The 12,813-nt window shown below is 47.1% G+C and carries 8 protein-coding genes and 1 pseudogene; 7 read left to right on the top strand and 2 right to left on the bottom strand.

The features are described from left to right. The first annotated feature begins 77 nt into the window (after positions 1–77). From JGK07_RS10895 to JGK07_RS10870, 6 genes and pseudogenes are all read left to right on the top strand, one after another. Complete coding sequence (locus JGK07_RS10895) at positions 78–2,807, top strand: COR domain-containing protein (RefSeq protein WP_293241819.1); 2,730 nt, start codon at positions 78–80, stop codon at positions 2,805–2,807. Next, entirely contained in the window at positions 2,794–3,129 is a 336-nt protein-coding gene (locus JGK07_RS10890) for a DUF6883 domain-containing protein (protein WP_293241816.1), read from the top strand. The genes JGK07_RS10895 and JGK07_RS10890 overlap by 14 nt, the downstream gene beginning before the upstream one ends. A gap of 3 nt (positions 3,130–3,132) precedes the next feature. After that, a complete protein-coding gene (locus JGK07_RS10885) occupies positions 3,133–3,750 on the top strand; it encodes a DUF4926 domain-containing protein (RefSeq protein WP_293241813.1) in 618 nt (205 codons plus the stop codon). A gap of 176 nt (positions 3,751–3,926) precedes the next feature. Then, positions 3,927–4,346 (top strand): annotated as a pseudogene (locus JGK07_RS10880) (XisH family protein). Beyond that, entirely contained in the window at positions 4,334–4,669 is a 336-nt protein-coding gene (locus JGK07_RS10875; RefSeq protein WP_293183425.1) for a XisI protein, read from the top strand. Before JGK07_RS10880 ends, JGK07_RS10875 begins: the two are co-directional and overlap by 13 nt. Positions 4,670–4,679: 10 nt before the next feature. Continuing rightward, on the top strand, positions 4,680–4,973 hold the full coding sequence (locus JGK07_RS10870) for a hypothetical protein (RefSeq protein WP_293223874.1): 294 nt from the start codon (positions 4,680–4,682) through the stop codon (positions 4,971–4,973). 650 nt (positions 4,974–5,623) lie between these two features. On the opposite strand, the gene ileS is transcribed toward JGK07_RS10870, so the two are convergent. Together ileS and ilvD are read right to left on the bottom strand one after the other, a co-directional pair. Beyond that, positions 5,624–9,205: an isoleucine--tRNA ligase gene (gene ileS, locus JGK07_RS10865; protein WP_293223872.1), complete on the bottom strand. Its 3,582-nt coding sequence runs from the start codon at positions 9,203–9,205 to the stop codon at positions 5,624–5,626. Positions 9,206–9,989: 784 nt separating this feature from the next. Next, the gene (gene ilvD / locus JGK07_RS10860) at positions 9,990–11,675 is read right to left on the bottom strand and encodes a dihydroxy-acid dehydratase (protein ID WP_293189412.1); all 1,686 of its coding nucleotides are present in this window, start codon (positions 11,673–11,675) and stop codon (positions 9,990–9,992) included. 232 nt (positions 11,676–11,907) lie between these two features. Here ilvD and JGK07_RS10855 point away from each other — a divergent pair, with 232 nt between their 5' ends. Beyond that, positions 11,908–12,753 (top strand): pentapeptide repeat-containing protein, encoded by an 846-nt coding sequence (locus tag JGK07_RS10855; RefSeq protein WP_293196982.1) that lies wholly within the window; start codon positions 11,908–11,910, stop codon positions 12,751–12,753. Positions 12,754–12,813 lie beyond the last annotated feature (60 nt).

Genomic DNA, 12,813 nt, shown 5'->3' with positions numbered 1-12,813 from the left:
GGATTATGGTAATTTATTTGCTTTCTATTATGCCATCAACTTAGTCAGACAGACAATTGTCTGAGTATTTATACTGATTGCAAAAGTGGGATGCTCCCCCAGAATTGCTGCTGGAAATGAAGCAATTAGAGAGTTTGAATTTAACCAGCATTGGTTTAACAGAAATTCCAGATGCGATCGGCAAATTACCCAATTTGACAAAGCTTGACCTCAGTTTCAATCAGATTGAAGACATCCTAGAAGTGTTAGTAAATCTTTGCGAAACATTCGGAAAACTGTCCAAACTGAGACAGCTTCACCTCGTTGGCAATCAGATTGCAGAAATCCCGGATGCGATCAGCAAACTGTCTAACCTGACATATCTTGACCTGTTTAGCAATCAGATAAAACAAATCCCTGAAGCACTCACCCAAATGTCCAGTCTGATGCAGCTTAAGCTCAGAGGAAATCAGATAACACACATCCCAGATGCGATCGCTCAACTTGCTAATATTGAATACCTTGACTTAGGTTTCAATCAGATAGCAGAAATTCCCCAAGCTCTCGGCAAACTGTCGAATTTGACTGGGCTTGATATCGGTAACAATCAGATAGCAGAAATTCCCGAAGTTCTCGGCAAACTATCGAATTTGGCATGGCTTTACCTCAATAGCAATCAAATAGCAGAAATTCCCGAAGTTCTCGGCAAACTATCGAATTTGACACGGCTTTACCTCAATAGCAATCAGATAGCAGAAATTCCCGAAGTTCTCGGCAAACTGTCGAATTTGACTGGGCTTGATATCGGTAACAATCAGATAGCAGAAATTCCCGAAGTTCTCGGCAAACTGTCGAATTTGACTGGGCTTTACCTCAGTTACAATCAGATAGCAGAAATTCCCGAAGCTCTCGGCAAACTGTCGAATTTGACACGGCTTTACCTCTGGAACAATCAGATAGCGGAAATTCCCGAAGCTCTCGGCAAACTGTCGAATTTGACAGAGCTTTACCTCGCTAACAATCAGATTGAAAAGATTCCCGAATGCTTAGAAACCCTCCCAAAACTTGAAACACTCGACCTCCGTCGCAATCCCCTGCCCATTTCTCCAGAAGTCCTAGGGCCCGACAACCTGAACGAAGACCCCGGTACTCCCGCCGCCATATTCAACTACCTGCGCCAACTCCGCAGCGGCAAAGTCCTCCCCCTCAACGAAGCCAAAGTCCTCTTCGTCGGCCAAGGTAGCGTCGGCAAAACCTCCCTCATCAACCGCCTCACCCACAACAAATACAACCCCAACCAGCCCCAAACCGACGGACTAAACATCACAAACTGGCAAATTACAGTCAACACCAAACCAGTCAAACTCAACGTCTGGGACTTCGGCGGACAAGAAATCTACCACGCCACCCACCAATTTTTCCTCACCAAACGCAGCCTCTACCTCCTCGTCTCCAACTGCCGCACCAGCGAAGACGAAAACCGCCTCGAATACTGGCTGAAACTGATCCAAAGCTTCGGCGACGCATCCCCCGTCATCCTCGTCGGCAACAAATCCGACGAACAACCCCTGGATCTCAACCGCAAAGCCTTGCGCGACAAATATCCCAACATCAAAGCGATTATCGAAACCTCCTGCCAAAGCGGCACCGGCATCGACGAACTCCGCAGCGCCATCCACACCGAAATCTCCCAACTCAAGGAAGTCTACGATCTTTTGCCACTAAGCTGGTTCCAAGTCAAGCAGCGCCTGGAAAACCTCGACAAAGACTTCATCAGCATCAGCGAATACGCCACCATCTGCGCCACCGAAAACATCCTCGCAGAAACCGACCAAACCCAACTGATCGGACTGCTGCACAACCTGGGCATTGTCCTCAACTTCCGCGAACACCCGATCCTGCAATCCACCAACATCCTCAATCCCCACTGGGTGACAGAAGGCATCTATGCCCTCCTCAGCGACGACGCACTCAAAGTCAAAACCAAAGGCATTCTCACCTACGCCGACCTCAGCCGCATCCTGGACTCAACTAAATATCCCAGCCATCGTTACAATTGCCTCACCGAATTGATGGGCGAATTTCAACTCTGTTTCCCCCTCAGCCATTGCAACGCGCTGACTTTCCTGATACCCGGCATTTTGCCCAAAGAAGAACCGGAAAACACCAAACTCGAAGGCGAAACCCTGGAATTTCAATATCACTACCGCATCCTCCCCGACAGCATCCTCTCGCGTTTCATCGTCCTCATGCACGAGAAAATCCACAACTGCACCCACTGGCGCACGGGGGTAATGCTGGAGTACACCGAAGGCGCTGAGGTGTACAATATCGCCCGAATTAAATCTGACCCGGAAGATGAGAAAATCTCGATCGCGGTTAGCGGGCGGGAATCGACGCGGCGTTCTTTTTTAAGTATGATTCGGGATACGTTTACCAAAATCCACAATTCTTTTGCGAATCTGGAAATCAGTCAATGGGTGCCGGTTCCGGGTTATCCCGATGCCGATCCGCTGGATTACGAGGAGTTGCTAGGATTGGAGGAGATGGGCGAGAATACGGTGCGTGTGGGGAAACTGAAACTTAAACTGGATTTGCGGCCGTTGTTGGATGGGTATGAGTCGATCGAACTTCGGCGCAGAAAGCAAAGGGGCGATAAATTTTTTGATGATGCAGAAGACGGCTATCCTGGGATTAACATTCACGTTCATCAAAACAATCTCGATCGCCGTTCTAAAACATTTAACCAAAATGGTAGCGGCGATAACTTTGGGGGCGATCGAATTCAAGGAGACAAGATAATGGGCAATTCCGATGAAACTCCCTAACGTTGAAACTGCATTTATTGATATTCAGAAATTGCGTGACTATAGCTTAAACATCGAACACGATCGGGGACAACACAAAGCTCGATTATTTCTTGCTATCCTAGGGTTAAGTGCTGAAGATGCCGAAGACCTGCAATTTATCTTGTTAGAAGCGATTCAAATCCATGATGCCATATCCACCAGCCAAGATGAATACGGTCAACGCTATGTTGTAGATTTTCCTCTAACTCGCAATGAAAACACCGCAACAATTCGCAGCACTTGGATTGTCCGTCCTACAGAAACTTTTCCACGACTCACTAGCTGTTATATTCGGAGGTAGATTATGCTAAAGACAATTTCAAAATTACAATTACTTGATGTTGTTGCCATCAAGGAAGATTTACCATCTGGTAATTTACTTGCTGGTCAAGTGGGTACAATTGTCGAGTTTTTAGCTCCAGAAGTTTACGAAGTTGAATTCAGCGACGACGATGGTCAAACTTATGCAATGTTGCCATTACACAGCAGTCAACTGTTACAATTAAAGTACAAGTATACACCAGAAACTACCCCGATGTCTAACAATATTTATCAATACGGTCAAGGTGATAATGTTGGAGGTGATAAAGTTGCAGGCGATAAAGTTGGAGGCGATAAAATTATTAATAATGCCAATACCGCCGAAATCCTGAAACTGATTTCATCAATGCGTGAAAGTGCGACGCAGTTTCCCGAAGACATTCGCGATGGGATAATTATCGATATTGAAGATGTCGAAGCCGAGATTAAGAAGCCTGAAAGCCAATGGAATAAAGCCAGGTTAAAGAAGAGCTTGACTGCGATGATTGGTGCGGCTACTGCGATCGCGATTCCGATCGCAGGGATGACTGATTTTGCCAGTAGTGCGATCGATTTAGGTCAAAAAGTGGGTATCGAAATCAAGCTACCGCCAGCACGCTAAATTACAGCATATTCCATGTATATGTGGTATACACAATTTTCGAGTAAGTAAGGTGCGTCGCTCTGAGATTGTCGCTCTTTTTTTGGGATTCAAGGTAGCGACGCACCCTACAGCTACTGTTGTATTTAGCGGTTAAGAGGTATGATAGTAATAAGTAAGTTATTTATCAATTGATTATGTCGGCCAAAGATGTTTTTCATGAAGTTGTCAAAACAGCTTTGCAAAAAGAAGGCTGGCATATTACCCACGATCCGTTTCCGATTAGTGTGGGCGGTGTAGATATGTCGATCGATCTGGGAGCAGAAAGGCTGATTGCAGCAGAAAGGCAAGGCGAAAAAATTGCCGTTGAAGTTAAAAGCTTTTTGACAAAATCGTCGGCAATCTCCGAATTCCACAGAGCTTTGGGGCAGTTCATTAATTACCGAGCTGCACTGAAAGAAAAAGAACCCGATCGCATTTTGTACTTGGCTGTGCCATTAATAACTTACGAATAATTCTTTCAACTAGATTTTCCGAAAGCAAGAGTGGAGGAAAATCAGCTAAAAATGATAGTTTATGATACAGCAATTGAGGTAATTGTTAAATGGAAAAACTAATCAAATATCGGCAAATTGTACAGCAAATGTTAATGGAGTACGGCAACCGCAAACCTGCCCACGGAGACATTGAAGTCGAGACAATTCTTGATACAGAACGAGATCATTACCAAATCTTCTATGTGGGCTGGGACAAACAGACTAGAGTGCATCACTGTAGCATTCACATTGATATCAAGGGCGGGAAAATTTGGCTGCAATGGAATGCGACTGAAGATGATATTGCTGAAGATTTAGTCATAGCCGGAGTTCCCAAGGAGGACATTGTGTGGGGATTTCAGCCGCCGTTTATGCGAAAGTTTACTGGTTATGCAGTAGAATAGATCGCGAATCATGAAATATGCTTGCTACTTGTTGCTATTAATCTGTTTTTTCGGCGCCGCGCTTCCGGCTGAGGCTTCTGTCTGTCGCAACTATCAAGGGCGCGAGATTTGCATTGTCGATATCAAGCGCAGTGCGAAAAACTACTGGGAATACAGGGTAATTCTGAGTGTTGATGGAGTCAAGCAGCCTCTGGAAGTCTACAATTGCCGCAGCCACAGTACAGTTAAGCAAGATGGCACTGTTTTGGCGTTTGGACAAAACAATCCTGGTGAATTTGTCTGCCGTTTTTTTAATAAGAAATAGAAAAGTTCTTCAATTAACTCTTGTTTTTGTAATCAGATGTGGGAGCATCTCAGTTTTGCATTTACAGTGCGAGCGTCCCCGCTCGCGTGCTTGTAGAAGCACGCGAGCGGGGACGCTCGCACTACCATAAAAAATGCTTCTTGCAAAAGTGAGATGCTCCCTCAGATGTCTTATCTTGTAATGACTGTCTGTCTGTTTTTCTCTTCATTTTTCTTTTATCTTTTTTACGTGCGGTACTGGAAATGGCGGGATTGTATCGAGGCTGCTAATTCTAGCTGTATTACGCCAGATGGCGATGTTCTGATTGGAGGCGGTGCTTTTTGGATAGTTCCAGCAGTTGTGTTTTTCCTGTCTTTTGTTGTGCTTTTATGCTTGAATTTCTGGGGGAAATGTAGAGTTACAGAAAGCGATGATGATAATCAGAAATGAATCATTTTGTTTCCGGCTGTATCGGAATTATTTAACCGCAGAGGGCGCAGAGGACACAGAGGGAGAGATATAGAGAAATGAATAATTCAGATGTTACCGGATTTGATATCATCTAGACTCAATATTGTTCGGGTGTTTTGCATTTAAATTGTATGTTTGGGACGGGCTAGAAGCCCATCCCACTAATGACAATTACAGCGGTACTTGTGTACATCCTAGGGTTAGAATTTGCCGTCAACTGCTGAGACGCAACGTTCGCAAATTACCGGATGTTCGATCGACTCTCCGACATGAGTAGAATAGTTCCAGCATCGATCGCACTTTTGGCCGTCTGCTTTAACTACACCAATCGCCAACTCTGGAGATTGGTAACTGTACGGCAATTCCTGCATCACTGCATTCGATTCTATCAGTTCCACTTCCGAAGTAATGAACAAGTAGCGCAGTTCGTCTACACCGTTGCTACCACTTGCAGAATGGTGGTGTACAGCTATTTCCGCAGGAATTTCTGCTTGGGGCGCGATCGCACTTAATTCTGCTGTCGGGATTTCGGGTGTTTCTGCAAACACTTGTTCGACTGGGGCTGTTTGTGCGATCGCCTGTACTGGTACAAGGGCTGTCTCTACTGGAAGTGAAAGCACAATCTCCTGTGTTTCTACCAGTACCAGCGCCGTTGACTTTCCAAGCACATCTGCTGTCAGCGAATCAATTGTTTGTGCCATTTCTTGGCGGCTTTCTGCAAACAGCAAGTGACGGAAAGCAAACCAGATTGTAAACAAGATACCGATGACTTCAAACAAGCCGCCCAGCAGCGGAATCTGATTCATTGTATCCAAAACCGCCAGGGTTACTCTCCCAGTTATCGCCACAGAAGCTAACAGCCCAAGCGTTACCAGCAATGTTTGGTATTCTGTGAAAAAGTTGCCGGCATAGTTAGGCAAATCCGCCACAAACTGGGCGCTTTTATCTAACATTTCCTGCAAATCTAAAGCAGATGCTTCTGGGGCAGAATATTCTACAATCTCAGAAGCTGCATCGCCCTTGGCGACAGTTTCTTCCTCAACATGAACTGTCTTTTCTGTCAAGACTTTGGCAACACTTGCTGCTTGTGATTCTTGTTTGTCTTGTACTGCTTTGGCTTTCTCGTCTTCTGCTAGTTGGATGGCTGCATTTTGCGATCGCACGTAATCCATCAATCCTTCGCTGCTGGGATTCAAAGCTTGCAATTGCGCTCTTTTGGCGACATCGGGAACGTACAATAAAACCTTAGCTTCCAAAGAAGAACCGATCGCCTTTTCAGTCCTCGCCTGTTCCAAAACCTTGTTAACTTCGCCGCGTATTTGTCGCAAATACTGCCAGCGAGTCGCCAATTCTGGATTGTGCCATTTAGCATCTAGTTGCACCCAACCAGCCTCAAATACTGACTTGTACGGTGTTTGATAAGGAATGTACTGCCAAATATCCTCAGCCATGTGACACAACACAGGTGCGATCGCCCGTGCTAAATTTTCGACTGCGATCGCAATTACCGTCTGACAACTGCGGCGGCGGCGCGCATCTGTCGAACTGATGTAAAGTCGATCTTTGGCAACATCCAAGTAGAAATTAGACAAATCCACGGTACAGAAATTCTGAACTGTTTGGAAGAATCGGGAAAATTGGAAACTTTCAAAAGCTTCTTGAACTTCCGCAAAAACTTCGCCCATTCTGTGCAACATATAGCGATCGAGTTCCGGCAAATCCTCGAAAGCAACGGCATCTTTTGCCGGATCGAAGTCGTGTAAATTCCCCAGCAAAAACTTCGCTGTATTCCGAATCTTGCGGTAAACATCCGATTGCTGTTTGAGAATGTTTTTGCCTAAAGGCACGTCGGCGGAGTAGTCTACCGAAGACACCCACAATCGCAAAACATCGGCGCCATATTCCTTGATTACTAACGCCGGATCGACGACATTGCCTTCAGATTTGCTCATCTTCCGGCCTTTTTCATCTAGGACAAAACCGTGAGTCAAAACTGTTTTGTAGGGAGCGACGCCGTTAGTTGCTACACTGGTAAGTAAGCTCGATTGAAACCAGCCGCGGTGTTGGTCTGAACCTTCCAAATAGATATCAGCAGGATAGTTTAATTCCGATCGCCCTTTCGCCACAGCCGCCCAGGAAGAACCCGAGTCAAACCACACATCCATCGTGTCTGTGCCCTTGCGGTAAGTGCGGCCGTCATTGCGGTATGATTCCGGTAGCAATTCGGCGATCGACATTTCCCACCAAGCATCGGAACCGATCTCGGCAAAAATAGCTTGCACGTGCGAGATCGTCTCTTCATTTAACAGAGGTTCGTTGGTTTCTTCGTCGTAAAACACCGGAATCGGCACGCCCCAAGTCCGCTGGCGAGAAATACACCAATCCGATCGATCGCTAACCATAGCCGTGATCCGATTTTCCCCTTGGGCGGGAATCCAATTCACACCGGAAATTGCCTTTAACGCTTCATCGCGGAACCCTTCAACGGATGCAAACCACTGTTCAGTCGCCCGAAAAATCGTCGGCTTTTTAGTCCGCCAATCGTAAGGATACGAGTGAGGATAAGCTTCCTCTTTAATCAAACAATTTGCTTCCGCAAGGGCATCAATGACTGCGGCATTGCCGTTTCCGAGGACATTTAAACCTGCAAACTGTCCTGCTTCGGCGGTGAAATTTCCGTTTTCATCAACGGGGGTTAAAACTGGCAAACCGCAGCGTTTCCCGACGATAAAATCTTCTTGTCCGTGGCCGGGTGCAGTGTGCACCAATCCGGTTCCTGAGTCCGCGGTAATGTAATCGCCACCGGCAACGATCGGGCTTTCGCGATCGAACAACGGGTGTTTGTAGGTGGAACCTTCTAAATCTTTACCTGGGAAGGTAGCCAGGATTTTTAATTCAGTATTCAAAGTTGCCGACAGTCGATCGACCGCATCGACAGCAACTAACATAAATTGTTGTGCAATGTGGGAATTTGCCGGCGGTTCCACCACTGCATACATCAGTTCGGGATTAACTGCGATCGCCAAGTTAGCCGGAATCGTCCAGGGGGTAGTCGTCCAAATCGCCGCCCAGAGGCTCGGCATATAGCGCTTGAGCTTCGTTTGCAGGGATTTTGACAATTTTCTCACGTGAAAGCCGACGTAGATGCTGCGCGAGACGTGGCCTTCGGGATATTCTAATTCAGCTTCAGCGAGGGCTGTTTTCGAGCTCGGACTCCAGTGCACGGGTTTGAAGCCGCGGAAGATGTAGCCTTTGAGCACCATTTGACCGAAAACGCCGATTTGAGCCGCTTCGTATTCGGGTTTCAGGGTTAAATACGGGTGTTCCCAGTCGCCCCAAACGCCGTAGCGCTGAAAGGATGTGCGCTGCTGCGCCATTGTTTCCTGGGCGAAGGCGGAGGCTTTGCGGCGGAGATCGATCGGAGTAAGATTTAGCCGATCGTCCGACTTCATGTTTTGCAATACCTTAAGTTCGATCGGCAATCCGTGACAATCCCAACCGGGTACGTAGCGGACTTTTTTACCGCGCAGCATTTGGTAGCGGTTGATAAAATCCTTGAGAATTTTGTTGAGGGCGTGGCCGATGTGGAGTTGTCCGTTAGCGTAGGGCGGGCCGTCGTGGAGGACGAACAAATCCCCTGGGTTATTGTGCGAAAGGCGATCGTATATTTCTTGATCTGCCCAAAATTGTTGCAATTCTGGTTCGCGTTTGACGGCGTTGGCGCGCATATCAAACTTGGTTTTGGGCAAATTTACGGTGTCTTTGTAGGATTTTGCTTCCATTGTTCAGAAACGTTTTTTGTACTTAGTTGTTAGTAGTTAGCGGTTAACTGAGAGTTGATATCAAGTCCGATTAAATAATCATAATTAAGTTTGTAGTGAGGACTTCAGTCCTGTTTCGTCCTTGAAGGGCACACAACCAGATATTCTAGTATAAGCGATCGACCGCACATTCGCTCAAACCAAATCCGTAACATACCCTCTCCTCTCTAACTCTGCGCCCTCTGCGGCCTCTGTGGTTAAAAAATCATTCATAAATCCAGGTTACGCTACGGAGTCAGCCAACTGAACATTTGACCAACAGTCAGATTCAGGGCTTCAGCAAAAGCCGGGACAGGGATGCGATCGCGCCCCGTTGTTCAAACAGTGTTATGGTGCGATCGGCGATCGACCGCACATTCGCTCAAACCAAATCCGTAACATACCCTCTCCTCTCTAACTCTGCGCCCTCTGCGGCCTCTGTGGTAAAAAAAATCATTCATAAATCCAGATTACGCTACGGGGTCAGCCAACCGAGCATTTGACCAACAGTCCAGTCCCATAGGATTCTCGCGACTTAAAAACCAATACGCTTGGGTGAGAATTGCCATAGCGAGGAACGAAGCAATCGCAGTATCTATTCTTGACAGTTTTATCTCGATTATTTTAGCAATTTGTCAGGTATGTTAGCTAGCGGAGCGATCGTTTTTTTAACCGCAGATATCAGCGGATGAACACAGATGAACGCAGATGGAATTTCATCTGCGTTTATCTGCGTTTATCTGCGGTTAAAATTAGGTTTTCTTCTTCAACCCAAACCCAAATCAGTTACAGCGCCGACACTGCTAGAAGAAACCAACTTAGCGTATTTAGCCAAAACACCCTTAGTATACCGGGGTTTAGGAGCTTGCCAAAGAGCGCGCCGCCGCTCTAATTCTGCATCATCAACATTGAGCTGTAACAAGCGATTGTTAGCATCAATCGTAATTGAATCGCCCTCATTTACCAGAGCAATTGTGCCGCCAACTTGCGCCTCGGGTGCAACGTGACCGACAACCATGCCGTAGGTTCCGCCGGAAAAGCGACCGTCAGTAATTAACCCCACAGAATCGCCTAAACCTGCACCAATAATTGCCGAAGTTGGTGCTAGCATTTCGCGCATTCCCGGCCCGCCTTTGGGCCCTTCGTACCTGATGACAATGACATCTCCGGCTTGAATTTTGCCAGCCAAGATTGCAGCTAAACAATTTTCTTCCGATTCAAATACCCGCGCTGGGCCGGTGATTTGCGGTTTTTTAACACCTGTAATTTTAGCAACCGATCCTTCTGTTGCCAGATTTCCCCGGAGAATTGCTAAATGTCCTTGGGCGTACATCGGATTGTCAAGAGGGCGGATGACATCTTGATCGGCGCGGGGTTCGCTGGGAATATCTGCTAGGGATTCGGCAATTGTTTTACCTGTAATTGTCAGCGCATCTCCATGCAGCAAACCGCGTTCCAAAAGCATTTTCATTACTAGAGGAATGCCGCCGGCTTTGTGCAAATCGGTTGCTACGTATTTGCCGCTTGGTTTGAGATCGCACAATACGGGTACTTTGGCTCTAATTGTTTCAAAATCGTCGAGGCACAACTCAACGCCGATCGCATTTGAAATGGCCAATAAATGCAGCACCGCATTCGTTGAACCGCCGATCGCCATAATTACCGCGATCGCATTTTCAAAGGCCGCTCGTGTTAAAATTTGGCTGGGTAACAACTGTTTGCGAATTGCTTCGACCAAAACTCTTGCAGATTCCGCAGCGCTGTCGGCTTTTTCAGCATCCTCAGCAGCCATTGTCGAAGAATAGGGCAAACTCATCCCCATAGCTTCAAAAGCGCTGGACATCGTATTTGCCGTGTACATTCCGCCGCAAGCACCAGCGCCGGGACAAGCTTTTTGTTCCACTGCGTTGAGCTCTGTTTCGTCAATTTTGCCGGCGCTGAATTGACCGACTGCTTCAAAAACGCTGACGACAGTTAAATCGCGTCCGTTGTGGTGTCCCGGTTTGATCGTGCCACCGTAGACAAAAATAGCAGGAATGTTCATGCGGGCGATCGCAATCATCGCCCCCGGCATATTCTTATCGCAACCGCCCACAGCCAGCAACCCATCCATACTCTGGCCATTGCAAACCGTTTCAATCGAATCTGCAATCACATCTCTCGACACCAGAGAATATTTCATCCCTTCGGTTCCCATCGAGATTCCGTCGCTGATAGTAATCGTACCGAACATCTGTGGCATGGCGCCGGCTTCTTTTGCACCCGCCTGGGCCCGCAAGGCGAGGTCGTTCAATCCCATATTGCAGGGCGTAATCGTGCTGTAGCCGTTGGCAATGCCCACAATGGGCTTAGTGAAATCGCCGTCGCCAAAACCCACGGCGCGCAGCATGGCGCGGTTGGGCGAACGCTGCACGCCCCCAGTCACCGCTTGGCTTCTTAAATTCTCAGGCATTCTCAAACTTCCTTTGTCTGTTGTTTCAGTTGTCTGTTTTTCTGATATCTTGACTCTATTTTTAATTCTCTCAGAATCGCTGACCTTTAGGAGACCGTCTAGAATAGATTCGCACAGCAGTGCCAAAATTCTACAGATACTGAAGCGTACAGGGTGAATACCGTGGTTATCTGGGATGATGTGTAAAACCGATCACTCTAACGTTTGAAACAAAAATTGCGAGGCGAATGACATGGAGGCCGATCGAATTCTGAGGCAATATGCGGCCGGAGAAAGAATTTTTCGAGAGATTAACCTCGCGGGAGCCGACTTAAAAGGGGCAAACCTCAGCGAGGCTAATTTTACCCGAGCGAATTTCCAAAACGCAAACCTCAAAGGCGCTAACCTAACGGGAGCGAACTTGCGCGAGGTGAAATTGGGTGGGGTGGACATGACGGAAGCCAACCTCACCGAAGCCAATCTCATCGGTACCGATTTGACCCGCGCCAATCTCAGCGGGGCTAACCTGGTGGGAGCAAACCTCCGCGGCTCAATGGCGAGAGAAGTCAACATGACTAAGGCAAATTTGACGGAAGCAAATTTGACAGAAGCCAACTTTACCGAAGCGAATTTGTTTGCGGCTAACTTAACCGAAGCTAGTATGATTCGCACTAATTTGATGAAGGCCAATTTGAGTTGGTCAACTCTCAAAGCTGTAAACCTGACAAATGCTATCCTCAGCGATTCGCTTTTAGAAAGAGCCAATCTGACTCAGGCAATTCTCAGTGGGGCGATGCTGAGCAGGGCCAACCTGACTGGTGCAGACTTGCGTCAAGTCACGATGGTTGGAGCTAATCTCAGCGAAGCTAATCTGAGCAATGCTAATTTGAGAGTTGCCAATATGAGTTGGTCAACTCTGCGCGGTGCTAACTTGAGCGGTGCTAATTTGTACCGGGCGAAGCTGTGTTGGTCTAATTTGAGCGGGGCTGTTTTGGTGGAAGCTGTTTTGATTGATGCTAATCTCAATCGAACTAACTTCCGCGATGCAGATTTGAGGCGGGCAATTATGCCTGACGGGGCTACTAATGACTCTCAATAATCTTGAGTTGTGAGTATTGATTAATGTTATTGGTTATTGGTTATTGGTTATTAGCAGCCC

Origin of the sequence: Microcoleus sp. PH2017_24_DOB_U_A, assembly GCF_020738205.1 — a bacterium.
Taxonomy (GTDB): Bacteria; Cyanobacteriota; Cyanobacteriia; order Cyanobacteriales; family Microcoleaceae; genus Microcoleus.
The sequence above is the reverse complement of the archived record's forward strand: the minus strand, read 5'-3'. Positions and strand labels throughout refer to the sequence as shown.

Coding starts and splice junctions, on each gene's coding strand:
- JGK07_RS10890 (WP_293241816.1), top strand. CDS start 2,794: ATGAAACTCCCTAACGTTGAAACTGCATTTATTGATATTCAGAAATTG.
- JGK07_RS10885 (WP_293241813.1), top strand. CDS start 3,133: ATGCTAAAGACAATTTCAAAATTACAATTACTTGATGTTGTTGCCATC.
- JGK07_RS10875 (WP_293183425.1), top strand. CDS start 4,334: ATGGAAAAACTAATCAAATATCGGCAAATTGTACAGCAAATGTTAATG.
- JGK07_RS10870 (WP_293223874.1), top strand. CDS start 4,680: ATGAAATATGCTTGCTACTTGTTGCTATTAATCTGTTTTTTCGGCGCC.
- ileS (WP_293223872.1), bottom strand. CDS start 9,205: ATGGAAGCAAAATCCTACAAAGACACCGTAAATTTGCCCAAAACCAAG.
- ilvD (WP_293189412.1), bottom strand. CDS start 11,675: ATGCCTGAGAATTTAAGAAGCCAAGCGGTGACTGGGGGCGTGCAGCGT.
- JGK07_RS10855 (WP_293196982.1), top strand. CDS start 11,908: ATGGAGGCCGATCGAATTCTGAGGCAATATGCGGCCGGAGAAAGAATT.